Origin of the sequence: uncultured Piscinibacter sp. (assembly GCF_937952055.1) — a bacterium.
GTDB lineage: Bacteria > Pseudomonadota > Gammaproteobacteria > Burkholderiales > Burkholderiaceae_C > Piscinibacter.
This window is the reverse complement of sequence record NZ_CALFYO010000015.1, coordinates 17,166-40,811: the sequence shown is the minus strand read 5'-3', so window position 1 is coordinate 40,811 and position 23,646 is coordinate 17,166. Positions and strand designations below refer to the sequence as shown.

Here is a 23,646-nt window from a genome sequence, read left to right as displayed (position 1 = left end):
GAGCCAGCCTCCTCCCTGCCGAAACCCCGCACGCCCTTCTTCGGGCGCTGGCGCTCGCCGCCGCGCAGGACGTGGCGGCGCTGCGCGACTGCGATGCCGTCAGGCTGTTCGCGGACCAGGCGCGCCTGGTGGCGCCCGACTTCGAGGTCGATCAGCGCAACGCGGCAGCGGTCCACGAGGTCTGCCGGCGCCTCGACGGCATCCCCCTGGCTCTCGAGCTGGCCGCCGCGCGGCTCAGCGTGCTGTCGGTGGACCAGCTGCGGGCGCGGCTCGACGACCGCTTCCGGCTGCTGACCGGAGGGCGCCGCGCGCTGCCTCGGCAGCAGACGCTCGATGCGGTGGTGCGCTGGAGCTACGAGCATCTGTCCGCCGACGAGCAGCGGCTGCTGCAGCGGCTCGCCGTGTTCAGCGGCGGCTCGACGATCGAGGCGGCGGTCTTCGTCTCGGCGGCTGATGCGCCGGAGCACCAGGTCATCGAACAACTCTCGAGCCTGGCCGCGAAGTCGCTGATCGGTCTGGACTCGACCGGACCGGAGCCGCGCCATCGGTTGCTGGAGACAGTGCGCCTCTTCGCGCTGGAGCGGCTGGACGACGGTGGCCGGGCCGGCGACGCGCGCGATCGGCACCTGGCGTTCTTCGAGAAGCGGGCCGCCGAGTTGACCCACCATCCCGACCCGGGGATCCGTTCTCGCTCGTCAGCGCTTCTCGATGCAGACCGCGAAAACCTGATCGCGGCCCTTCGTCATGGCGGCGGTTCGGAGACTGCCTGGCGCCTGGCGCGCTCGCTGGGAAGGTACTGGGAAGGGCGCGGCATGCTCGAGGTCGGCTACTCGCTGCTCGAAGCGATGTTCTCGGCGACCGGGCCCGGCATTCAGGGCGCGACGCGGATCATGGCGCTTCAGGACTTGCGCATCGTCGCGAGCGCGACCGGCCGTTTCCGACGCAGCCTGGAACTGGCGGAAGAGCAGTTGCGGCTCTCGCGGGTCCTGGGCGATCAGGAGGGCGAGTTCAGCGCGCTGCTGGGCATGGCGGCCCCGGCCCTGGCGCTGGACGACGCGCCGCAGGCTTGGCGGCATCTCGAGTCGATGGAGGCGCTGGCCGCGCAGCGGCCGGACAGTGCTCTGCAACTTCGGCATTACAGGGCGGAGACCTTGCGCGCGCTGGGTCGCCTCGACGAGGCCGAGGACCTTTACCGGCATAACCTGGATGAAGCCGCCACGCACGCCTGGGCCAGCCAGGTCATCAACGAAGCCATCAACCTGGCGCTGCTCTCGCTCGCAAGGCCGGATCTCGATGCCGCCCGCGCGTGGATCGAGCGCGTCATCGAGGCTCGCGGGCAAGGTGATCAGGGGTCTACGGCGTTTCCCACCTCCTGCTCGTCGCCGCGGCCCTGCATGCCGCGAACCAGGACGGCGAGGCGGCAGCGCGCCTGCACGGAGCGGCCGAGGCGCACCTGCAGCGCACCGGCCAGAGACTCGAGCCGGTCGACATGGCGCCCCTGGCGCCCTTCCTGTCGCAGGCGCGCTCGGCCATTCCCGCCGACGCGTACGCGAAGGCCTTCGACGAAGGCCGCGCGCTCGATCCACGGTCGGTCTTGTCGCTGGCGGCCGACTGTCTTCCTCGCCGGGTGGATCGAGCGGCTGGGTCCTGACCCTGGACGACTCCGACAGCCGGCTTCCGGGCTCCCGCGAGGCACGTTCAAGTCGCGACGTCAGGCATCGACTGCCGCCACGACGCTGCCGACGGCCATCTCGTGCCACAGCCGGCGCGCGCGCTCGGACCAGCACGCGACCGGCTCGACGGTTGCCAAGGCCTCGCAGCTGCGAGCCAACTCCACCCGCAGGCCCTGGGCCTCGGCGTCGCAAACGGCTTGCCGCAGCCAGCGGCTGGCATCGGCCGTGCGGCCGGCCGCGTGCGCCGCCTGGCCGCCGATTGCAGCCCCCGGCGTGCCAGCCCGGCGTGGCCAGTGCTGAGCATCCCTTAGGCCGACATGACCCAAGTCGCCTGGCACTCTTGCTGGCGGCCGTGCCTCAGCAGCCATGCGCTCGTCAGAAGATTGGCATGGATCGACCGGTCCAGCGACACCGGGTCGGCCACGGCTTCCAGGTTGTCCGGCACGAGCAGCAGCGCGCCCGGCCCGGCCGACGAGTCGCAGCGCCACGGCGGCCGTTACCTCAGCGCCTGCGAGCGCAGCAAGGCCGAGGCGCACCAGCGAGCGCTGCAATGGCCTGCGCGCGGGTTGCCGCTGGTCATCGCGATGCCCAGCGCCGAGGTCGGCGCGAACGACCACTCGCTGTTCGGCTACTTCCTGCGGCTGCATCTGCTGGGCCGTCTGCCGCCCATGGCGTGGGGCCGAACCATGGTGTGCGCGATGGTCGACGTGCAGGCGCTTGCCGAGGGCATCGCGCTGGCGGCCGAGCGGGCGCCGGTCGGCGAGGACTGCCTGTTCTGCGGGCTGCCGCAGACGATCGGCGCCATGTTCGGCCATTGGGGGCGCCACACCGCGGGGGCATGGCACCGCGGCTGCGGTTGCCGCGCTGGTTGATGCGCGCGCAGTTCATGTTCGTCGCGCCGATCCTGCGCGCACTGGGACTGCCGGCCTTCATGTCGCCCGACGTGGCGGACGTGACGCGGGTGGATCTCAACTATTCATCGGCCAAGGCGCGGCGGGACCTCGGCTGGCGACACCCGGACGCGGCCACGATGTGGGGCCGCATCCTCGCGGAGGAACGTGCATTGGTGGAACAGAGGCACGGCCTGCGGGCACGACGGCGACACCTGGCTGTCCTGCCCTGAGCCAGTGCTCTCGGGGCAGCGGCTCACGGTCTCCACGGTCTGCGCCGCGTCGAGTCGGGACGGCGGGCTGCGCAGGACCTCTGCCGTCGGTCGCGCGAGCAGACCGCACCCGCTCCTATTCCAGCACGCCGAGGTCCACCACCTCGAAGGCCCAGAAGCCCAGCAGCACGTGCGACACCGAGACTCCCGCCAAGCCGCGCTGGCGTGCGTACAGCCAGCCCCAGAACAGGCCCGCCGCGAAGGCCGTCACCGCCAGCCCGACGGAGACGTACAAGTGGGCGGCCGAGAAGATGATGTTGGCGCCGACGATGGCGAGCGTGTCGCGCCGGCGGCCGGTGAGGAAGTGCGACAGTGAACCCTGCACGCCACCGCGGTAGATCAGCTCCTGGAACGGCGCAAAGACGACGTAGGCCAGCGCCAGCCAAGGGTTGAAGCCACCTGCAGGCGCGTTCGCCGGTGCCGGCGCGAACATCTGGAACAGTGACAGCCCCTCCATGCCGGGCACCCACTTCAACAGCGCCAGCTTCAGCAGCACGGTCAGGGCCATCAACGGCAACGTCAGCAGCACCGCCTCGCGGATGTGGCGGCCGGCGTTCTGCCATGTCAACCCGAAGAAGCTCGCCGGATAGCCCGACACGCGCACGAACGCGATCAGGATGGCGACGCAGACGATGATCGCGGGCACGGTGATGAACTCGCTGTGGCCCAGCGCCACCTTCATCTGCGCGGCCGTGCCCAGCACCCACGTGTAGAGCGTGTAGGCCATGATCAGCAGCAGCGTGAAGCGTCCCATCACGGCGCGCATCCGCTCTTCGGCGAGCGCCCGGTCGGCAGCAGCCACGGCGCTGTTGCTCGACGCGCGCAGCCGCTCGGCCACCAGCGCGCCGATGTCCACCAGCACCGGCACCAGCGTCGGCCGCGCCTCGGCCAACGCGACGATCGCCTGCAGCGGCAGCACCAGCGTGCGCACCGGCCCGGCGGCACGCACCGTGGCCGAACGCGGCACGCGGTCGAACAACGCCATCTCGCCGAAAGAGTCGCCGGCGACGAGGCGGTTGATCGTGTGCTCCTGTCCCGAGTCGCCGCGCTTGAGCACCAGGGCCTCGCCGCTTTCGATGAGCATCAAGTCGTGCGCCGGGTCGCCTTCGCACACGATGTCGGTGCCGGCTGCATGGTCGACGTGGCGTGCGCTGCCGGCCAGCGCGGCCAGGTCTTCGTTGCTGCAGCGCTGGAAGAGCGTGCTGCGCCCGAGCATCGCCATCACGGTGGCGAGATCGCTAGGCGCTGCGCGCGGTGCCTCACATTCGGCTTCGGTCATGCTGGGTTGGTGGCAGGACAACGGCGCTCCGTGTGCTGTGCAAAAGCGACGAGCTTAGCCGCTCTCAGGTCGCCGCCGAAGCCGTGCGGTGTCTTGGCAAGGTGAGCGCCGCCAGGAACGCGACGGCCATCAGAGCGCAGGCGGTCAGCAGCGCCTGCACCGTGGCGGCAACCGCCGTGCCGGCTTGACCGCGTGCGGCCAGCGCGCCCAGCAGCACGCTTCCGCCGAGCACGCCGAGGTTGGTCAGCCAGGCCACCGCGCCCTGCGCCAGCCCTTGTTCACCGAGCGGCAACGCGCGCGCCGCGGCATAGCGCAGCGGGCCACCGCACAGGCCGGTGACACCGAGCCCGAGCGCGGCGGCGCCGGCCATGAAGGCAGCGGGAGACGGTGGCGCCCCCGCAGCCAGCAGCACGCCCGCGACGCTGAGCGCGGCGCCGCCGAGCACCAGGGGCCGTGCGCCGACGCGGTCGAGCAGCGCGATCACCAGTCCGGTGGCAATCAGCCCGCCGGCCACCAGCGGCAGCATCAGCAGCGAGGTCTCGGTCATGGCCGCGCCCAGTCGCGCCACAGCCAGGCTGGGCAGCCACAACAGCACCGCCTGCCCGATGCCGGTGCCCACCGCCAGCAGCGCGACCGCAGGCATCGGTCGCACCCACAGCGCGCGCCAGGTGCGTGTCGGCGTCGCGGCCACCACCGGCGATCCGGCGCCCCTGGCCTGTCCGGCCGGCGTCAGCGTCAGCGCCAGAAGGGCCAGCCCCGCCGACAGCGCGAAGCCGCTGCGCCAGCCGAACTGCAGCAGCCAGGGCGTGCCGACCATCGCCACCAGGAAGGCCAGGCCGTAGCCGAGCGAGATCACCCCCATCAGCCGGCCCTGCACCTGCACGGGCCAGTGCACCACGACGATGGCCGCACCCAGCGGCAGCAGCGGTCCGTGCGCCAGCCCCTGCAGCGCGCGCGCGGCGAGCACGGCACCGGTGGCGGGCGCCAGCGCCGCCAGCGCGGCGGCCAGCGCCGCCAGTGCCAGGCAGGCTTGCAGCAGGCGTGGCGCGCCGAAGCGCCGCACCGCGAAGGCGCAGGCCGGCACCGCCACCAGCGTGGCGGCGACGAACACCGACAGCAGCCATGAGGCCGTCTGCGCGTCGGCCCCGGTGGCGCCGCGCATCGCCGGCAGCACGAAGCCGATCGCGCCGGCGTCGAAGCCGGCCAGCACGGCGGCAGCGACGAGCGCGAGCGCGCGGCGGCTGCCGCCGCCGCTACTGGAAGTCGCGGAAGACAAGGTCGTAGAGCCGGCGCGCGCGATGCCCGGCCAGCCATTGCCGCGCCGCCGCCAGCGTCAGTGGCTCGGCCGAGGCGACGCCGGTGTCGAAGAAGTCGGACAGGCGTTCGGCCAGCGCCGGTGCGTCGACGACGAGGTTGTTTTCGCAGACGAAGCGCGGCGAGTAGTAGTCCAGGTTGTGGCTGCCGAAGCTGATCCAGCGTCGGTCGACGAGCACGTACTTGCAGTGCAGGGTGCGGCCGGCACCGGGACGCAGGTGCACCTCGCAGCCGGCCTCGAGCAGCCGGCGCGCGCCTTCGTAGGCCGTCCACACCGCATAGGGCAGGTCGTTCGAAGCCGCCGAGTTGGTGAGAAGGCGCACGCGCACGCCGCGGCGCGCGGCATCGGCCAGTGCGGTGCACAGCGTGTCGTGCGCGACGAAGTAGGCCAGCTCGAGATCCACCGACTCACGCGCCGCGCCCACCGCGGCGAGCACGAAGCCCATCACCGGGTCGGTCAGGATGTCGGCCGGCACGTGGTCGACCCAGGGCCGCGCCGGCGGCAGCGGCCGATGCAGGCCTGACCACCAGGCCTCGAAGCTGGTCGCCAGCGGCGCCACCGACGGGCCTTCGAGAACGAGGTCGAGGTCGCGCCAGGCGGTGCCGCGGTAGTGGTCGGCGAAGTTGCGTCCGCCAACCAGCGCCGTGCGGCCGTCGACGACGATCGCCTTGCGGTGCGTGCTGTCGTGCGGTCGCTCGGGGTCGTGCCATTCACGCAGCTGCACGCCGGCCTGTGCCAGTGCGGCATGCAGCGCCTCCATGCCGGCGACCTCGATGGACTTTTTCGCCATGGCGTAGCGGTCGACCAGCAGTCGCACGCGCACGCCGCGCGCGACGCAGTCGGCCCAGGCCCGGATCGTCGCCAGGCCCGTCTCGTCGGGCTGGATGTAGTAGGTGGCGACGTCGATGCTGCGGCTGGCGCCGGCGTACAGCGCGGCGCGGCGCTCGAAGCCGGCCGGACCGTCGGCGATGAGTTCGAAGCGGTCGTCGGCGTGCAGCGTGCCGGCGAGACGGTCGCGCAGCGCGGTGTCGCCGACGGCGCGGGCCCAGCGTGCCTGGATCGCCGGCCACGAGGGCTCACCGCGCCGGTGCTTCCAGGCCGTGGCCTTCAGCATGTAGTCGAAGGCCAGCGCGTAGCCGCGCAGTTCGCCGGCGTCGATGCGCGCCAGCGCTGCGGGCCAGCCGCGGCGTTGCAGAGCCGCCAGCCCGCGCGCCAGGCCGCGATAGACCGGTCCGCCGGGCGGCGCCGCGGCGGCCGGGCCGTGCGCTGCCTCGGCGATGGGGGGGGCGGGCACCTCAGGGGGCATGTTCGGGGGCTCGGGAAGTGGCCGGTGCAGTGTACGGGCCGAAGGCCATGCGCAGCGCTTATGCTTGCCTCCATGCCGGTCACGATCTTCGACACTCCGCTGCTCGTGCCGCTGCTGCGCACCGTGTCAAGGCTCGGGCTGAGGCTCGCCGGTTGGCGCGTCGAAGGCGCGCCGGCGCCGCACGCGCCGCGCTGCGTCGTCATCGCCGCTCCGCACACCAGCAACTGGGACCTGCCGTTCACGCTCATGGGTGCCTTCGCGCTGGGCATGAACATCCGCTGGCTCGGCAAGGCCTCGCTCTTCCGGCCGCCGTTCGGAACGCTGATGCGCTGGCTGGGGGGCATCCCGGTGCAGCGGGACCGCGCGAACCAGCTCGTGGCCTCCTCGATCACGGCGCTGAAGGCCGCGCCGGGGCCGTTGCAGCTGGTGCTGTCCCCGGAAGGCACGCGCAGCCGACGTTCACAGTGGAAGACCGGCTTCCACCATATCGCGCGCGGTGCCGGTCTGCCGATCCAGCTCGCCTACCTCGACTACGGCCAGCGCCGCCTCGGCCTCGGGCCGCTCATCGAGCCGGGCGACGACCTCGATGCCGACCTGGTGCGCATCCGTGCCTTCTACGCGCCGATGCGCGGCCTGAACGCGGGCCAGTTCGACGCTGGCTGAAGCCAATCCGCCTGCCATGCCGGATGCATTGAGCGGCTGCGGCCGGCGCACCGGCTCATTACACTCCATCAGCAACCTGTCGCGCCGCCACGCGACCGCCGCATCCGTGACCGCATACGCCAGCAACGGTCCCCCTGCGCCCGACGACGCTGGCGTCGGTGCGGTGCCCCATCGGCACGTGGTGACCCTGCTGTTCGCGGACCTGTCGCGCTCCACCGAGCTGGCCGGCGCGATGGAAGGTGAGCATTACGCCGCCCTGCTGGCCGAACTGCGCGCCGCCTACAACGACGAGATCGTGCGGCACGGCGGCCTGGTGGTGCGCGTGCAGGGTGACGGCCTGCTGGCCATGTTCGGCTATCCCGACACCCGCGAGGACGATGCGCGACGCGCCGTGGGGGCGGCGCTGGCGCTGCACGCGCGGGTGCGCTCGCTGCGCGTCCGGCTGCCGCCGGGGCATGCGCTCACGCTGCACTCCGGCATCCACGGCGGGCTTGTGCTCGTCGGTCAGGGCGACATCGAACGCGGCCGCTTCGAGCTGATGGGCCCCGTGCCCAACATCGCCGCGCGTCTGGCCGAAGCGGCGCGTGCCGACGAAGTGCTGGTCAGTGTCGCCACGCTGGGGCGCTGGGCGCGCCACTTCTCATGCAACGGCGAGCGCGAGCTGCGCGTCAGGGGCCACGACGAGCCGGTGCGCGTGCTGCAGGTGCTGGCTGCGCGCCATCCCGGCCGGACGGACAGCGCCGCCGCGAGCGCTGGGCCGCGCGATGCGCAGGGCGAGGCGGGCTGGGTGGGCCGCACCGGCGAGCTCGTGCGGCTGCAGGAGGACCTGCTGCGGGCACGTGCCGGCCATGCACGGGTGGCTGCGCTGGCAGGGCCGCCGGGCATGGGCAAGACGGCGCTCGCCCAGGTGCTCGCGCAGCAGGCGGCCCAGCGCGGCTGGCGCGTGCTGCACGCCTACTGCGACGACCACCTCGGCGCCGAGCCGATGCAGCCCTTTGCGCAGGTGCTGCGCGAGCTGGGGCAGGCCGTGCCCGACAGGGCCGGCGCCGTGCTCGCCGCGGTGCGCGCCGCGCTGTCGCCCTGGCTGCTGCAGGGCCCGGTGCTGCTGTTCATCGACGATTGGCAGTGGGCCGACGACGCCTCGCACCAGGTCCTGCAGGCGCTGCGCCGGCAGGTCGAGATGCCGCTGATGGTGCTGCTCACGACTCGCGCGGTCGATCATCCCCGGGGACTGGAGCTGGCCGACACCACACTGGTGCTGGCGCCGCTGTCCGAGGACGAGGCGATGCAGCTGGCGCGGGGGCGGCTGCCCGCCGTGGACCCCTTCGTGCTCGGCGAGGTGTGCCGGCACGCCGGCGGCAACCCGCTGTTCCTCGGCGAGCTGTGCCACTCGGTGCAGCGCGCCAGCCGGCGCGACGTGCTGCTCAGCCAGGGGTCGGACCAGGCCGGCCTGGCCGGACTGAACCGCCTGCAGGGTGCGGCGGGCTGGCTGGCACACCTGGTGGAGTCGCGCCTGCGCGCGCTGCCTGCGGTGCAGGCCGAGCTGTTGCGCGCCGCGGCCGTGATCGGCAACGTGGTGCCGGCATGGCTGCTGCAGCATTTGTACGGCCGCGGCGCCGACGACCCCGACGTGCGCGCACTGGCCGAACAGGACTTCCTCTATCCGGCCGAGCGCAGCGGCACGCTGCGTTTCAAGCACGGCCTCACGCGCGATGTGGTGTACGAGCGCGTCGGCCTGCACCAGCGACAGTGGCTGCACCTGCGCGTGGCCTCGGCGCTGCTGCAGCGCTGCGCCGACCAGCCCGAGACCGATGTGCTGGAGGCCCTCGCCTACCACTTCGATGCCGGCGGCGAGCCGACGCTGGCCGCGCGCTACGCCGAACGGGCCGGCGACCGCGCCCTGGGCGCGTCCGCGCTGGACCGCGCGCGGGCCCACTACCGCGTGGCACTGGCCGCGCTGGATCGGCTCGGGCTGGACGAAGAGCGCTCGCTGCGCTGGATCGCCATCGTGCAGCGGCTGGGCCTGGTGTCGCTGTACGACCCGACGCGAGCCGACCTGGCCCTGGTGCAGCGGGCGCTGGCCCTGGCCGAGCGCCAGTCCGACCTGGCCGTGCGCGCCCGCGCCCGCTACTGGCTGAGCTACATCCACTACGGCCTGGGCGATGCGCTCGAGGCTGTGCGGCACGGCGAGCAAGCCCTGCAGCTGGCGCGCCAGGCCACCGACGACCCACTGGCGGTGCAGGTGGTGGCCACGCTGGGCGAGGCCCACACGGCCGCCGGCCAGTATGCGCAGGCCTTGGCGCTGCTCGACGAGGCCATCGCGGTGAAGCGGCGTCACCGCAGCGGGCGCCGCACCAACGTCGGCCTGGCCTTCTCGCTGGTCTGCCGAGCCTGCGTGCTGGGCGACCGTGGCCGGTTTGCCGACGCCGAGGAGAGCTTCGCCGAGGCGCTCACCTGCGTGATGGGCGAGGAACACGAGATCGGCGCGACCATCCACGGCTGGCGCGCGGCCGTGCTGCTGTGGCAGGGCGCGTGGGAGCAGGCCATCCCGGCAGCCGCGGAGTCGGCGCGCATCGCACGCGCCACGCGCAGCCTGGCGCAGTACTCCATCGCCTGCGCCATCGAGCACTACGCGCACTGGATGCTGCACGGGCAGCCACAGTCGATGCTGGCCATCCAGGAGGCCACTGCGTGGCTGGCGCCGCGCGAGACCGGCATCTTTCGCTCGCTCAACCACGGCTGGCTGACCGAGGGACTGCTGGCGCTGGGCCAGCGCGAGACGGCGCGCCGGCATGCTGCGCTGGCCCTGCGGCGGGCGCGCCACAGCGATCGTCTCGGCCTGGCGATGAGCCAGCGCGCGCTGGCGCTGGATGCCGCCGCGTGCGGCAAGGCGACCCGGGCGGCCCGCCACCTGGCGCGCGCCTACGACACGGCGCGGCGGCGCGAGTCGGACCATGAGCGGGCTGCCACGCAGTTGTGCGAAGCGCGCATCGAGGCGGCGCAGGGGCGCGTCGCGGCGGCGCAGGCGCTGGCTGCGCGCGCCGGCCAGGCTTTCGAGCGCATGGCGATGCCCTGGCACCTGGCGCAGGCGCGCCTGCTCGCCGACGGTGGCCGCCAGCTGTCTCCGGCGGTGCTTCTGTGCCCCCGGCCGCTGCCGGCCGCGCTCACGGGCGACGCGGCCGCGGCGTGAGCATCAGCTGTACCGGCGAGCCGGTGGGCTGTAGCGTCCCGGCCGACAGCAGCCCCGCCAGCAATGCCAGCAGCACGCCCACGCCCAGCTTGTAGCCGGGGCAGGCATGCACGCCGTGCAGGGGCGAGCGCGCGCTGCGGCTGCCGCCGAACATGAGTTCGTTAAAGTCGTCGGGGTCGAGCACGGCGTCGGCTTCCACCTCTGCCAGCGCGGAGCGCACGCCCACGATCACGCGCTTGTCCGGGTCCAGCGTGTCCACGTCACCGCCAGTCACGACCGGGCTGCGCCACAGCGTTTCGGGCACGGGACGGCGGCGCATGGTGGCCATGAGGCGCCTGCGCAGCACCGGCTCGACCGCCCGGAACACCGCGCCGGCGTCGACGTCGTCCAGCGCGATGTGCTTGAACGCCTCGGCAATCGCTTGCTGGTGCTGCCACAGCGTGCCTTCTTCGATCCAGTACTTCATGACCTGCAGGAAGTTGCCCTGCACCGTGGGCGGGAAGCCGAGCAGCATGCCGGCCAGATTGCGCTCGAAGACGTCCTGCAGGTGGGGGTGGTCCCCGCCCAGCGTCCCGATCAACGCCTCCTCGATGGCGACGGCCAGTGACGGACGTGGCGCTGCCGACCGCAGGTAGCCGGCCACCGCGGTCTGCACGTTCCTGCCCTCGACCCTGGCCCGGTTCACCACGGCCCGGGGCGGATGAGGCGCGAAGATGGTGCGCGAGGAGCTGAACAGGTCGCCCGGGCAACGCGGCGTGGCACCGATCTCGGGAGCCTCCGGGCGGCGGCCGCCGACGACCATCCGGGTGCCGTCCGGCAGCCCGAACCACAGCTTGCACAGCCCCGCCAGCACCCGCTCGCCCAAGGTGACGAGGTCCACCGGCCGCCGCACCCGCGGGTCGCCGGGCGGCAGGCCGGGGGGCCGGTCGAGCAGCGCGAAGCCTGCGATGGTCGCCTGAACCATCGGCCACGCAGCTTCGAAGGCCTGCTGCTCGTCGACGCCGTCGATGACACCGTTCACCGCATCGGCCTGCGCCTGGCGCTGCGGGTCGTTGGCGTCCAGGCCGAGCAGGTTCACGCCGATGGTCTGGCCCATGCGCGTGGCGTAGCCCGCCACCGAATACCGCGAGCCGTCGTCGCGCAGCACCTGCAGCACGGCGTCCAGGCTGCCGAACAGTTCGCCGTAGCCGTCGGCATGCGCGCAGCCGCCGGACTGCCGGCGGACTTCGGCCCACGTGGCCGGTGACGGCTCGGGCGACTCCAGCCTCATCCGCCAGCTCTCCAGGTTGCCCGAGGGGTCCCAGGAAGGCACGGGGCCCGGTGTGCGCGAAGTCGTTGCCGGCTCCGGCGCGGCGGCCAGGGCGCGCAGGCCGTCGAGGCTCGGGACGAACAGGTACAGCCCCCACTGCAGCTCGACCAGCGGCTGATCGCCCAGCTCGACGTGCTGCATCTCGCCCTTCGAATCGACGTAGCGGAAGACGCGTCGCTCGCCCGCCTGCGGCACGCCCAGAAACGGATCCGACTGCGGCGATGACAGCCCCGAGCTGTTGCCGCCGGCCACCCAGTGCTGCAGCACTTCGAACTGCTCCGCGATGCTGGCGCAGTAGGCCATGAACATCAGGCCGCGATCGGTCTGCAGGTCGGCCTGGTCCATCGCGGGACCATAGGACATGCCTCGGCGCAGGATGCGCGGCATGTGGCTGCGGCCATCGCGCGGGTTGGTGCGCCGCACATGCGACTGCAATGGGCAGTGGCGACCCTGCGCATCCATGCCATAGGAGAAGTCGTTGGAAGCCGGGTCCGCGGGCAGGGTCGGGTGCAGCAGCGGCCGTCCGTCTTGCCAGCGGCCCATCATCTTGGCGCGGGCCTCGTCGGACAGTTTCGCCGCTTCCAGCCGGTCGACACGCTGGCGCAGCTTGCGCACGACGAGGAAGCTGCCGTCGCGCAGCAGCGGGTCGTCGCGGTGGATGGACCAGGGCTCGTCGCCGCGGTCGTTGGCATGGCCCAGCAGCAGTTCGCCCGCGCGCAACTGGTCGGGCGGGCGCGGCGCAGCCGGCGGCTCGGCGAAGCTGGGCTGGCTGATGCCGTCGGCGAAGCCGAAGTGCCCCGTCGAGGCACCCCCGTCCGAGCGGCGCCAGCTGCGCGTGGGCTCCACCGCGAGCACCCGCCAGCCGTTGTCCGCGCCGGTGACGCCGGCCACCTCGGCCGCGAGGTCGGGGTGCAGGTCGGACGACGCATCGCGCGGATCCACCTTGCGCAGCACCAGCACGGCATGCACCGCGCTCAGGTCGATGCGGTCGTCCCATTCGGGTGGCGCGCCCAGGCGCAGGGGGCGGCGCCAGCGGCTGGGGTGGTTGGCGCGCAGGTCGCCGAGGATGCCGCAACGGGCCTCCATGCCCTGTGCGAACTCGGCGGGCAGGTGGTCCAGCGTCGTCGCCGACGCGCCCAGCACCCGCAGTCCGGCGTGGGTGAAGCCGATGTGCCAGCGCACCGCGGCCGCATCGGCGGGCGGACCGCAGCGCTTCAGCCAGGCGGCCAGGGCCGCGCGCGCATCGGCCGCTCCCGTCACGCCCAGCAGCACCAGGCAGCCATGCGTGACCGGGTCGGTGCGCTGCAGGATGCTGTCCTGCAGTCGTGTCGGGTCATAGGGGTACGGTGAACGGTCCACGCCCGGCACCGCCGGCGCCTCGGCAGGCTCCGCCTCGCACAGCCACTGCAGTTCGTCCTCGAACGCCATCAGGAACGGGCGCAGCCGGTCCGCCAGCGCTTTCGCCTCCGGCGGCGGTAGGTGGGGATGGTGATCGCCGGACAGCAGCGTCCTGACCAAGGCGCGGAACTCCTTCAGCACCAGTTGGGCGAAGCGCCTGAGCACCAGGTCCTCGCGCTCGAGGGTGAGCCCCTGCCGGCCGAAGAAGGGCACCAGCCGGTACAGACCCTTCAGCGTGCGCAGCGGCAGCGCCAGGGCGCGGCCGGGGTCGGCCTTGACCTGCGCGATCGCCTCCTGCTGCTGTCGGGCCAGCGAAGGCAGTGCGAAGCCGGCCGCCTTCGACTGCGCCGCCACCGGGTCGCGTTCTTCGCGCTGGATGCGCTCCAGTCCGGACAGATAGCGCGCGTCCGCCGCCGTGGCCGGACTGTCGGTGTAGAAGATGCCAGCGTCCATCTCGTGATCGCGCACCCAGCGGCAATAGGCGTCGAAGGTCGCTTGGCGCGAGCCGGGATAGCCCGGGCAATGGCACAACAGCGCGTCCAGCAGCTCGCCGATGTCACGCTGGATCACGCGCATGTAGGGTTCCCAGCCCCCATCGAAGCTGACGTTCAGCGTGAGGTAGCTGGTGCGCTGGCCCGAGCCGTCCGCCGGGGCGGTCCAGATCGCATAGCGGAACTGCTGGATGATGTCGAAGCGACCGATGCTGTCCGGGAACACGGGGGCATCCAGCTCGGCCTCGCGCAGGTTGCGGCGCGAGGCATGCAGGGCATCCAGCAGCCGTCGCAGGCGCTCCAGGTAGGTGATGGTCTCCTCGCCCGGCACCATGTGCTCGTGCACGGGCGCCATCAGGGCGAGGTTGGTGGCACCGGCCAGCGACTGGCCCTTGACCATCGAACGCATGTGCTTGTCCTCCCCTTGCCGCTGCGACGCTCCGCGAGCGTGCGTCAGCCGGCCAGGAGGGCCACCTTAGCCGCCTGCCCGGGCGCGGGCATCCGGAAATGTGGGGAGCGGCCGGTTGCACGGCGGACACCCCCGGCGGCGCGTGCCGGGGTCCGCGCTCACGCTGCGGCGCCCGTGCCCCAGCGGAACACGGCCCGGGCGCGCGGCCGCGTTGCCTCGATGCGCCGTGCGTTCGCTTCATCGATGCGCCCCACCCAGTCGGTGGCGGCCTCGGCGCTGCGGCCGAACTGCATGTGCCGTGCGACCAGGCGCCCGTGGCGCAGGGCCGGCTCGATGTGCACGTACCAGCTGTCGTCGAGCAGCGCGGCGACCTCCGCCCACGGCCCCTCGTCCAGCAGCAGGTAGTTGCCCTCGGTGATGACCAGCCGCGTGCTCGGCCGCACGGCGATGGCGCCGGCGATCGGTTCCTCGATCTCGCGGCGGAACTCGGGCGCGTAGACCGTCTCGTCGCCGCGTTGCGCGCGCAGGCGGCGCAGCAGCGCGACATAGCCGGCGGCGTCGAAGGTGTCGGGCGCGCCCTTGCGGCCGCGCCGGCCGAGGCGGTCGAGCTCGGCGTTGGCCAGGTGGAAGCCGTCCATCGGCACCACCTGCACCGTCGCGGGGAAGGCCTCGAGCAGAGTCTGCGCGAGCGTGGACTTGCCCGCGCCCGGCGGCCCCACCAGGCCGAGCAGGCGGCGGCCGCCGGCCGACAGCAAGGCGTCGACGCGGTCGATGAATTCGGCAGGAATGCGGGACATCACGGCCCGCACTGTAGGGCCTCACAATGGTCGATCCATCGCACGGCGCCGTGACCATGAACGCAGCATCGCTCCTCGAGACCCTGGAAGGCCAAACCGGCGAGCATCCGAACGCCGCGATCATCGTGCTGCACGGCCTCGGCGCCGACGGCGGCGACTTCGTGCCGGTGTGCGAGGAGCTTGACCTGGACGCCGTCGGTGCGGTGCGCTTCGTCTTCCCGCATGCGCCAGTGCGTCCGGTGACGATCAATGGCGGCTACCGCATGCGCGCCTGGTACGACATCCTCGGCGCCGACCTGCAGCGCCGCGAGGACGAAGCCGGCCTGCGCGCCTCGCAGGCGGCGATCGCTGCGTTGATCGAGCGCGAGCGCGAGCGCGGCATCCCGGCGCACCGCATCGTGCTCGCCGGCTTCTCGCAGGGCTGCGCGATGACGCTGATGACGGGGCTGCGATACCCCGAGCGGCTCGCCGGGCTGGCCGGCATGTCGGGCTACCTGCCGCTGGCGGCGACGACCGCTGCCGAACGCAGCGACGCCAACCGCGAGGTGCCGGTCTTTCTCGCCCACGGCACGCAGGACCCGGTGGTGGCCGTCGAGCGCGGCCGTGCGTCGCGCGATGCGCTGGGTGCGCTCGGCCAGGCCGTGGAGTGGCACGAATACCCGATGGAGCATGCGGTGTGCGGCGAGGAGATCGCCGATCTCAACCGCTGGCTGCTGCACGTGCTGGCCGACGGCTGAGCGCTTCGGCGCCGTGCGCCGCCGCGCGCTTGCCATCGCCGCCATCCGGGCCCTACGGCGCTCGCGCCTTCGCGGGCTGTCCGAGCGACAACGCGACGAAGTCGACGAAGGCGCGCACGCGGGCAGCGAGCTGGTGTCGCTGCGGATAGACCGCATGGATGTCGGCGTCGGGCGTGTGGAACTGCGGCAGTACCTGCACCAGCCGCCCGTTCTTCAAGTAGCGCTCGATGTCCCATTCGGCGCGCATCAGGATGCCGTGGCCGTCGAGAGCCCAGTTGACGGCGATTTCGCCATCGTTCGTGGCCAGGTTCCCACGGGTCTTGACGGCCTCGGTCGTCGCGCTCCTGCCGCGACCGCTGGTCAATCGCCAGACCCCGTAGGCCTCTTCACCCTGACGAATGCCGATGCAGTTGTGCTTGGTCAGGTCGTTCGGCACCTTCGGCATGCCGTGCTTGGCGAGATAGGCCGGCGCCGCGCACAGCAGGCGGCGATTCGGCGCGATGTACCTGGCGATGACCCGGGCGTCCGGCGGTGCGCCGAAGCGGATGCACACGTCAAAGGAGTCGTCGGTCAGCGGCGGCGGGTTCACCGACAGCTGCAGCTGCACCTCCACCTGCGGGTGCTTGCGCACGAAGCGCGAGATCAGCGGCGCGACATGGCTGCGTCCGAAGCCCAGCGTCGCGTTGACCCGCAACAGGCCCTTCGGCGTCGCCTTCGACACGCCGAGCAACTGCTCCATGTCGTCGATCTCGCCGAGGATGCGGCGTGCGTGCTCCAGATACAGCTCACCCTCGGGCGGCAGGCTCATGCGCCGCGTGGTGCGGTTCACCAGCGACAGGCCCACTCTCGACTCCATCAATGCCAGGTGCTTGCTGACCGCAGGCGTGGTGACGCCGAGCTCGCGCGCCGCGGCGCTCAGGCTGCCGGCGCTGGCCAGCACGGAGAAGAAGCCCAGGTCGGCCGGCTGAATGCCACTGGTCATGGAGGCTGCCTTCGGGATCGATTGTTAGATGCAGGTAAACAATGGATTCACTCTAGCCGCGAGCGCGGGGCCCGTCCAATTCCTACAGTCGCCCCAACGCCTGCCCATAGCCACGGAGACCCGCCATGAAGACCTATTCCATCGCCACCATTGCCGGTGACGGCATCGGCAAGGAAGTGGTTCCCGCCGGCCAGCAGGTGCTGGAGGCGCTCGCCAGGACGAGCAGCGCCTTCCGCTTCGAGTTCGAGGACTTCGACTGGGGCGGCGACCACTACCGCCGGCACGGCGTCATGATGCCGGCCGACGGCCTCGATGCGATCCGCCACAAGGACGCGATCCTGTTCGGCTCGGCCGGCGACCCGCACATTGCCGACCACATCACGCTGTGGGGCCTGCGCCTGAAGATCTGCCAGGGCTTCGACCAGTATGCGAACGTGCGCCCGACGCGCATCCTGCCCGGCATCGACGCGCCGCTGAAGCGCTGCAAGCCCGAGGACCTGAACTGGGTCATCGTGCGCGAGAACTCGGAAGGCGAGTACGCCGGCGTCGGCGGCCGCGTGCACCAGGGCCACCCGATCGAGGCCGCCACCGACGTGTCGATGATGACCCGCGCCGGCGTCGAGCGCATCATGCGCTTCGCCTTCAGGCTGGCTCGGTCGCGCCCGCGCAAGCTGCTGACCGTCATCACGAAGAGCAACGCGCAGCGCCACGCGATGGTGATGTGGGACGAGATCGCGCTGCAGATCTCCAAGGAGTTTCCCGACGTCACCTGGGACAAGGAACTGGTCGACGCGTCGACGGCGCGCATGATCAACCGCCCGGCCTCGCTGGACACGATCGTCGCGACCAACCTGCATGCCGACATCCTCAGCGACCTGGCGGCCGCGCTGGCCGGCAGCCTGGGCATCGCGCCGACCGGCAACATCGACCCGGAGCGCCGCTACCCGTCGATGTTCGAGCCCATTCACGGCTCGGCCTTCGACATCATGGGCAAGGGGCTGGCCAACCCGGTCGGCACCTTCTGGTCCGTCGTGATGCTGCTGGAACACCTGGGCGAGTTCGAGGCTGCCCAGCAGGTCATGAGCGCCATCGAGCAGGTCACTGCGGACCCCAGGCTGCACACTGGCGACCTCGGCGGCAAGGCCACGACGGCCCAGGTCACGCAAGCGGTGTGCGAACGGTTGAGCGCCGGCACGCGGCGCATGGCCACGTGACCCCGCGCTGACGGCCAGCCACTTGGCCGGGCGACCCGCGCCGCCGGACGCGCTCGCTCGCGACCCCGACGGCCTGGACGGCCAGGAAGAGATTGCCGGCGTCACGCTCCGGGCCGACACTGGCCGACGTGAACGAATTTCGGGACATCGTCGTCCACGTCTGTGCCGCCGGAGCCCACTCATGAACCGTCCTTGCAACGCCAAGATCGTCGCCACGCTGGGGCCCGCGAGCGCCGACCGCGCCACCATCGAGGCGCTGGTGAAAGCCGGCGCCGACGTGTTCCGGCTGAACTTCAGCCACGGCACGCATGCCGACCACCAGCTGCGTCTGGGCCTGATCCGCTCGATCGAGGCAGACATCGGCCGACCGATCGGCGTGCTGCTCGACCTGCAGGGGCCCAAGCTGCGCGTCGGCACGTTCGCGCATGGACCGGTGAAGCTCGTCGAGGGCGCCGCGTTCGGGCTCGACCTGGACGCAAGCAAGCCCGGTGATGCAAGCAGGGCGCCGCTGCTGCATCCGGAGATCTTCGCGGCGCTGAAGCCCGGTGCCGACCTGCTGCTCGACGACGGGCGGCTGCGTCTGAGGGTCGAGGCGTCGGGCGCGGACTTCGCCAAGACGCGGGTCGTCAACGGCGGCATGCTGTCGGATCGCAAGGGCGTGAACGTGCCCGGCGTCGTGCTGCCGCTGTCGGCGATGACGGACAAGGATCGCGCCGACCTGGAGTTCGGCCTGTCGCTGGGCATCGACTGGGTAGCGCTGTCGTTCGTGCAACGCGCTGCCGACATCGTCGAGGCCCGCGCCGTGATCCAGGGCCGCGCCGGCATCGTCGCCAAGCTGGAGAAGCCGGCGGCGATCGACTGCCTGGACGAGATCCTCGCCGTGACCGATGCGGTGATGGTGGCGCGGGGTGACCTGGGTGTGGAGATGCCAGCCGAGCAGGTGCCCGCGATCCAGAAGCGCATCGTCCGCGCGTGCCGCCGGCTCGGCAAGCCGGTGATCGTGGCGACGCAGATGCTGGAGTCGATGGTCGGCGCACCCGTGCCGACGCGTGCCGAGGCCTCCGACGTCGCGACCGCGATCTACGACGGGGCCGATGCGGTGATGCTGTCGGCCGAGTCGGCCTCGGGCAGGTTCCCGGTCGAGGCGGTGACGATGATGGACCGCATCATTGCGCAGACCGAGGCCGATCCGCAGTACCGCGACGCAATCGACGCTTCGCACACGCAACCGACCGCCAACACGGCCGACGCGATCGGCTGGGCGGCACGGTCGGTGGCCGGGCTGCTCGACGTGGCGGCCATGGTGGCTTACACGAGCTCGGGCTCGTCGGCACTTCGGATGGCCCGCGAACGCCCACGGGCGCCCATCATCGGGATGACGCCGATGCGCGAAACGGCAAGGCGCCTCTCGCTCGTGTGGGGCGTCAATCCCTTCGTCTGTGACGACGTGCTCAACGTGGACGACATGACCGCCCGCGCGGTCGAGACCGCCAGGACGCTGCGCTTCGCGCAGCCGGGCCAGACCATCGTCATTGCCGCTGGCATGCCCTTCGGGACACCCGGCTCCACCAACCTGCTGCGCATCGCGCAGATCGACTGAGGCCTGCCTGGCACGCATGTGTCGCGCCATTGGCGCCGACGCCGCGCCACAGGTCGGCATCGAGGACGGCATGGCCGGGGCGCCGTCAGGGCACTTCAAGTATTGATTTCAGGTTAATGCCGGATTCACTTTGGCGGTGATTCAGCGCCACGCGTGATTCGTAGAGTCGAAACACTGAAGCTCAATCAAGCCCTGCTGGAGACAAGCATGCACCCCTCGCACCCGCTCTATCGCCGTCCTCTGATCCGGGCCGTCGCGTTCGCCGCAGCGATGGCCGGCGGCAGCGCCATGGCTCAGGCGTGGCCGAGCAAGCCGGTCAGCCTGATCGTGCCGTTTCCGGCCGGCGGCACGACCGACGTGCTGGCGCGCGCGCTCGCGGAGAAGCTGACGCTGAGCCTCGGCCAGACCGTGATCGTCGAGAGCAAGCCCGGCGCTGGCGCGACGCTGGGCGCGGACCACGTGGCCAAGGCCAAGCCGGACGGCTACACGCTGCTGGTGGGCGCGGTTCACCACACCATCGCCACGAGCGTGTACCGAAAGCTCCCCTACGACTTCCAGAAGGACCTGGCGCCGGTCACGACGATCGCCATGGTGCCCAACGTGCTGGTCGTCAACGCGGCCATCACGCCGGCGAAGAGCGTGACGGAGCTGGTCGCGATGCTCAAGGCCAAGCCGGGGGGCTACAACTACGGCTCCAACGGCAACGGCACGGCTCAGCACCTGATCGGCACGCAGTTCCAGAATCTCACGGGCACCGACGTGGTCCATATCCCGTACAAGGGCAGTGGTCTGCTGGCCACCGACCTGCTCGGCGGACAGGTGACGATGTCGTTCGACACCGTGACGCCGGTGCTGCAGCACATCAGGGCCGGCAAGCTCAGGGCCCTCGCCGTCACCACGGCCAGGCGTTCGTCCGCGATGCCGGACGTGCCGACGCTCGACGAAGCCGGCTTGAAAGGATTCAACATCGGCACCTGGTTCGGCGTGCTCGCGCCGGCCGCGACGCCGAGGGACATCGTGGCTCGGCTGAACGCCGAGATGGTGAAGGTCATCCAGTCGCCCGAATTCCGCAAGCGCATGGACGAGATCGGCGCCGAGCCGATCGGCGACGGCGCCGATCAGATGGCGCAGCAGATCAGGAGCGAAACCGAGAAGTTCGCCAAGCTGGTCAAGGATGCGAAGGTGACGATCGAATAAGAGCTGCCGCGCAAGACGCGGCGTTGCCGACACGGTCGGCACCTGCGCCTGAGATCCGACGGGATGTTCCTGCCGCGCGCCCAGTTCGCCGAGCAGGGGCGGGAGCAGTTCCTGGCAGTGGCGCTTCGACCGGCGAGGGGCTGCGTCGGCGGCTTTCCCCTCTGCCGTTGCGCGGTTCGGGCTTCTCCGTCTCGACGCCTGGCCCCAGTTCGGGGTACACCGCCGCAAGCCGACTGCGGAGCTTCAGGCCGCGGCGCCACCGCCCACCCAGTTGTACGGGAGCTCCCGCATGCAGCGACGCCGTTCGCTCGTCCTGGCCGCAGGCGCTGCGGTCGTGTGGCCCCCGCTGGCGGCGGCTGCCGACGACGCCCCTGCGGGCGAGCGAGTGCTCCGCCTGGCCATCACCGACATCGAGCGCAGCCTCGACCCGACGCAGATCACCGGCAGTTCGCGCGACATCACCGCGCTCATCTTCGAGGCGCTCTACACCTACGACCACCTCGCCCGACCACCGCGGATCGTGCCGCTGGTGGCCGACGGCATGCCGCAGCACAGCGACGACTTCACCGTCTGGACCTTCAAGCTTCGCCACGGCATCCACTTCGCAGACGATCCTGCGTTCCAGGGCCGCCGGCGCGAGCTGGTGGCGGCAGACTTCGTCTTCGCCATCAGCCGCTTCGCGGACCCGGCGCTGCGCGCCCCGGCATGGGCCTTCTTCGAGGACTGGAACATCCTCGGCCTCTCGGCCCTGCGCCAGGCCGCGATCGAGCGCAAGGGCGCGCTCGACTACGAGCACCCGATCGAGGGCCTGCGGCTGCTGGACAGCCACCGCTTCCAGGTCCGCCTGGGCAGGCCCAACCCGCGCTTCATCGAGGCGATGGCCAGTTCCGACCTGGTGGGCGCCGTGGCGCGCGAGGTGGTCGACGCCTACGGCGAGCGCATCGGCGAGCACCCGGTGGGCACGGGGCCGTTCCGGTTGAAGCAATGGCGCCGGTCATCGGCCGTCGTGCTGGAGCGCAACCCGGGCTACCGCGAGCGGCCATGGTCCGCCGAGCCCGCGGCCGACGACGCCGAGGGCCAGTCCATCGCCGAGCGCCTGCGCGGTCGGCGCGTCCCCCTGGTCGACCGCGTGGAGCTGTCGATCATCGACGCGGCACAGCCGCGCTGGCTGGCGTTCCTCGGTGGCGCGCAGGACCTGATCCAGGACGTCCCGGCGGAGTTCCTCGCGGTCGCGATGCCGGCCGGCAAGGTGGCGCCCTACCTGTCACGGCAGGGCATCACCGGCGCGATGGCGCTGCAACCGACCATGGCGCTGACGATGTTCAACATGGAGGATCCGGTGGTCGGGGGCTACGCGCCGCACCAGGTGGCCCTGCGCCGCGCCATCGGCCTGGCGCTGGACGTGCCGCGCGAGATCAGTGTCCAGCGGCACGGGCTGGCCATCCCCGCGCAGAGCCCGATCGTGCCGCACACCTCGGGATTCGAGGCCACGTTCAAGAGCGAGATGGGCGACTTCAGCCCGATCCGGGCGCGGGCGCTGCTGGACACGTACGGGTATGTCGACCAGGACGGCGACGGCTGGCGCGAGGGACGCGATGGACAGCCGCTGCAGCTGACGGTGGCCGAGGCGCCCGACCAGCGCGGTCGACTGCGCGGCGAACTGTGGCAGGAGAGCATGAAGGCCGTCGGCCTCCGCGTCGGGATCAAGGTGCAGGAGCAGTACGAGAACCAGAGGTTGGCGCGCGCCGGAAAGCTGCAGATCTGGAGCTTCAGCAGCGGCGCCGCCAGCGGGGACGGGCAGCCGTTGCTGTCGTATTACGCGGGCGGGCAGGTGGGCGGCTGGAACCTGTCGCGCTTTCGCCTGCCGGCGCTGGACGCGATCTACGACCGCCTGGCCGTGATGCCGGACGGCCCGGAGCGCGGCATGCTGTTCGAGCAGGCCAAGAAGCTGGCGGTGGCCTACATGCCCTACAAAGTGCGCTGGCATGGGGTGGCGGTCGACCTGATCCGCCGCCAGGTGACGGGATACCGGCGCCCGGCCTTCTGGCCCGACCAGTGGCACATGGTGGACGTGGCGCCGGGTCCGCCGCCTGCGTGAACCGTGCCGACGTGAGCGGGGCGGGACCTCAGAGCTTGAAGTCGTAGTCGATCACCAGCGGCGCGTGGTCCGAGAAGCGCTGCTCGAGGTAGATGTGCTCGTGCCGAGCCTTCTTCGCGATTGCCGGCGTGGCCAGGTGGTAGTCGAGCCGCCAGCCCACGTTCTTGGCCCAGGCCTGGCCGCGGTTGCTCCACCATGTGTACTGCTCGGGGTGCGGGTTGAGCGTGCGGAACACGTCGACCAGGCCGATGGTGTCGAGCAACTCGGTCATCCAGGCGCGCTCCTCGGGCAGGAAGCCGCTGTTCTTCTGGTTGCTCTTCCAGTTCTTGAGGTCGATCTCCTTGTGGGCGATGTTGACGTCGCCCACAAGGATGAACTCGCGCTCGGCCTTGAGCCTCGTGAGGTGCGGCGCCATCAGCGCCAGGAAGCGGAACTTGGCCTGCTGGCGCTCCTCGCCGCTGGAACCGCTGGGAAAGTAGCAGCTGATGACGGAGAGCCTGCGCTTCGGAGTGTCGAAACGCGCCTCGACATAGCGCCCCTCGGCGTCGAACTCCGGGTGGCCGATGCCGGTGATCACCGCGCTGGGCGTCTGGCGGGTGTACAGGCCAACGCCGGAGTAGCCCTTCTTGTCGGCGAAGTGGAAGTGTCCCTTCAGTCCTGCCACGACATCGAAGCGACCCCTCACATCGACCTCCTGGGCCTTGATTTCCTGCACCCCCATACAATCGGCCGCCACGCCTTCGGCCCAGGCCTCGAAGCCCTTGGTCGCCGCCGAGCGGATGCCGTTCAGATTGAGCGTGACGAGACGGAACACGAGAGAGCCTCC

At 71.4% G+C, this 23,646-nt stretch carries 17 protein-coding genes; 10 read left to right on the top strand and 7 right to left on the bottom strand.

All coding sequences use genetic code 11. The features are described 5' to 3' along the window. Positions 1 to 128 precede the first annotated feature (128 nt). From Q0599_RS05745 to Q0599_RS05735, 3 genes are all read left to right on the top strand, one after another. Positions 129 to 1,973, top strand: a complete 1,845-nt coding sequence (locus Q0599_RS05745) for a hypothetical protein (RefSeq protein ID WP_298826933.1) — start codon at positions 129 to 131, stop codon at positions 1,971 to 1,973. Between the two features lie 83 nt (positions 1,974 to 2,056). Beyond that, entirely contained in the window at positions 2,057 to 2,545 is a 489-nt protein-coding gene (locus tag Q0599_RS05740) for a hypothetical protein (protein ID WP_298826930.1), read from the top strand. Then, the gene (locus tag Q0599_RS05735) at positions 2,512 to 2,796 is read left to right on the top strand and encodes a hypothetical protein (protein WP_298826928.1); all 285 of its coding nucleotides are present in this window, start codon (positions 2,512 to 2,514) and stop codon (positions 2,794 to 2,796) included. The genes Q0599_RS05740 and Q0599_RS05735 overlap by 34 nt, the downstream gene beginning before the upstream one ends. A gap of 115 nt (positions 2,797 to 2,911) precedes the next feature. Here the strand turns inward: Q0599_RS05735 and Q0599_RS05730 are convergent, their stop codons facing one another. The 3 genes from Q0599_RS05730 to Q0599_RS05720 all read right to left on the bottom strand — a co-directional run bounded on the left by Q0599_RS05730 (position 2,912) and on the right by Q0599_RS05720 (position 6,723). Next, positions 2,912 to 4,114, bottom strand: a complete 1,203-nt coding sequence (locus tag Q0599_RS05730; protein WP_298826925.1) for a cyclic nucleotide-binding domain-containing protein — start codon at positions 4,112 to 4,114, stop codon at positions 2,912 to 2,914. Positions 4,115 to 4,178: 64 nt separating this feature from the next. Next, positions 4,179 to 5,390, bottom strand: coding sequence for an MFS transporter (locus Q0599_RS05725; protein ID WP_298826922.1), 1,212 nt, complete (start codon positions 5,388 to 5,390; stop codon positions 4,179 to 4,181). After that, positions 5,368 to 6,723: a phosphatidylserine/phosphatidylglycerophosphate/cardiolipin synthase family protein gene (locus tag Q0599_RS05720; RefSeq protein WP_298826919.1), complete on the bottom strand. Its 1,356-nt coding sequence runs from the start codon at positions 6,721 to 6,723 to the stop codon at positions 5,368 to 5,370. Before Q0599_RS05720 ends, Q0599_RS05725 begins: the two co-directional genes overlap by 23 nt. An 84-nt stretch (positions 6,724 to 6,807) precedes the next feature. Between Q0599_RS05720 and Q0599_RS05715 the strand changes: the two genes are divergently transcribed. Then, positions 6,808 to 7,398, top strand: a complete 591-nt coding sequence (locus Q0599_RS05715; RefSeq protein WP_298826916.1) for a lysophospholipid acyltransferase family protein — start codon at positions 6,808 to 6,810, stop codon at positions 7,396 to 7,398. A 106-nt stretch (positions 7,399 to 7,504) separates the two neighbouring features. Next, a complete protein-coding gene (locus Q0599_RS05710; RefSeq protein WP_298826912.1) occupies positions 7,505 to 10,588 on the top strand; it encodes an adenylate/guanylate cyclase domain-containing protein in 3,084 nt (1,027 codons plus the stop codon). Here Q0599_RS05710 and Q0599_RS05705 read toward each other — a convergent pair. Together Q0599_RS05705 and Q0599_RS05700 are read right to left on the bottom strand one after the other, a co-directional pair. Next, entirely contained in the window at positions 10,563 to 14,195 is a 3,633-nt protein-coding gene (locus Q0599_RS05705) for a Dyp-type peroxidase (protein WP_298826910.1), read from the bottom strand. The two genes, Q0599_RS05710 and Q0599_RS05705, sit on opposite strands and share 26 nt — an antisense overlap. Before the next feature lie 158 nt (positions 14,196 to 14,353). After that, complete coding sequence (locus Q0599_RS05700) at positions 14,354 to 14,992, bottom strand: nucleoside/nucleotide kinase family protein (RefSeq protein ID WP_298826907.1); 639 nt, start codon at positions 14,990 to 14,992, stop codon at positions 14,354 to 14,356. Positions 14,993 to 15,048: 56 nt separating this feature from the next. Between Q0599_RS05700 and Q0599_RS05695 the strand changes: the two genes are divergently transcribed. Further along, on the top strand, positions 15,049 to 15,729 hold the full coding sequence (locus Q0599_RS05695; protein WP_298826904.1) for a dienelactone hydrolase family protein: 681 nt from the start codon (positions 15,049 to 15,051) through the stop codon (positions 15,727 to 15,729). Between the two features lie 52 nt (positions 15,730 to 15,781). Here Q0599_RS05695 and Q0599_RS05690 read toward each other — a convergent pair whose 3' ends face one another. Beyond that, complete coding sequence (locus tag Q0599_RS05690; RefSeq protein WP_298826901.1) at positions 15,782 to 16,711, bottom strand: LysR substrate-binding domain-containing protein; 930 nt, start codon at positions 16,709 to 16,711, stop codon at positions 15,782 to 15,784. A 125-nt stretch (positions 16,712 to 16,836) separates the two neighbouring features. Here Q0599_RS05690 and Q0599_RS05685 point away from each other — a divergent pair, with 125 nt between their 5' ends. From Q0599_RS05685 to Q0599_RS05670, 4 genes are all read left to right on the top strand, one after another. Then, positions 16,837 to 17,925 carry a tartrate dehydrogenase gene (locus Q0599_RS05685; protein WP_298826899.1) on the top strand — a complete coding sequence of 363 codons (1,089 nt, stop codon included), beginning with the start codon at positions 16,837 to 16,839 and terminating at the stop codon, positions 17,923 to 17,925. A 181-nt stretch (positions 17,926 to 18,106) separates the two neighbouring features. Further along, positions 18,107 to 19,525, top strand: a complete 1,419-nt coding sequence (gene pyk, locus Q0599_RS05680) for a pyruvate kinase (protein ID WP_298826897.1) — start codon at positions 18,107 to 18,109, stop codon at positions 19,523 to 19,525. 207 nt (positions 19,526 to 19,732) lie between these two features. Continuing rightward, entirely contained in the window at positions 19,733 to 20,722 is a 990-nt protein-coding gene (locus tag Q0599_RS05675) for a tripartite tricarboxylate transporter substrate binding protein (RefSeq protein WP_298826895.1), read from the top strand. A 289-nt stretch (positions 20,723 to 21,011) separates the two neighbouring features. Next, positions 21,012 to 22,820 carry an ABC transporter substrate-binding protein gene (locus tag Q0599_RS05670; RefSeq protein ID WP_298826892.1) on the top strand — a complete coding sequence of 603 codons (1,809 nt, stop codon included), beginning with the start codon at positions 21,012 to 21,014 and terminating at the stop codon, positions 22,818 to 22,820. A 28-nt stretch (positions 22,821 to 22,848) separates the two neighbouring features. On the opposite strand, the gene Q0599_RS05665 is transcribed toward Q0599_RS05670, so the two are convergent. After that, positions 22,849 to 23,634, bottom strand: coding sequence for an exodeoxyribonuclease III (locus Q0599_RS05665; protein ID WP_298826889.1), 786 nt, complete (start codon positions 23,632 to 23,634; stop codon positions 22,849 to 22,851). Positions 23,635 to 23,646 lie beyond the last annotated feature (12 nt).

What these genes read in the sequence shown, in the direction of transcription:
- Q0599_RS05730 (WP_298826925.1), bottom strand. Translation starts at nt 4,114, where the DNA reads ATGACCGAAGCCGAATGTGAGGCACCGCGCGCAGCGCCTAGCGATCTC.
- Q0599_RS05670 (WP_298826892.1), top strand. Translation starts at nt 21,012, where the DNA reads ATGCAGCGACGCCGTTCGCTCGTCCTGGCCGCAGGCGCTGCGGTCGTG.
- Q0599_RS05690 (WP_298826901.1), bottom strand. Translation starts at nt 16,711, where the DNA reads ATGACCAGTGGCATTCAGCCGGCCGACCTGGGCTTCTTCTCCGTGCTG.
- Q0599_RS05715 (WP_298826916.1), top strand. Translation starts at nt 6,808, where the DNA reads ATGCCGGTCACGATCTTCGACACTCCGCTGCTCGTGCCGCTGCTGCGC.
- Q0599_RS05685 (WP_298826899.1), top strand. Translation starts at nt 16,837, where the DNA reads ATGAAGACCTATTCCATCGCCACCATTGCCGGTGACGGCATCGGCAAG.
- Q0599_RS05735 (WP_298826928.1), top strand. Translation starts at nt 2,512, where the DNA reads ATGGCACCGCGGCTGCGGTTGCCGCGCTGGTTGATGCGCGCGCAGTTC.
- Q0599_RS05705 (WP_298826910.1), bottom strand. Translation starts at nt 14,195, where the DNA reads ATGCGTTCGATGGTCAAGGGCCAGTCGCTGGCCGGTGCCACCAACCTC.
- Q0599_RS05675 (WP_298826895.1), top strand. Translation starts at nt 19,733, where the DNA reads ATGCACCCCTCGCACCCGCTCTATCGCCGTCCTCTGATCCGGGCCGTC.
- Q0599_RS05700 (WP_298826907.1), bottom strand. Translation starts at nt 14,992, where the DNA reads ATGTCCCGCATTCCTGCCGAATTCATCGACCGCGTCGACGCCTTGCTG.
- pyk (WP_298826897.1), top strand. Translation starts at nt 18,107, where the DNA reads ATGAACCGTCCTTGCAACGCCAAGATCGTCGCCACGCTGGGGCCCGCG.
- Q0599_RS05695 (WP_298826904.1), top strand. Translation starts at nt 15,049, where the DNA reads ATGAACGCAGCATCGCTCCTCGAGACCCTGGAAGGCCAAACCGGCGAG.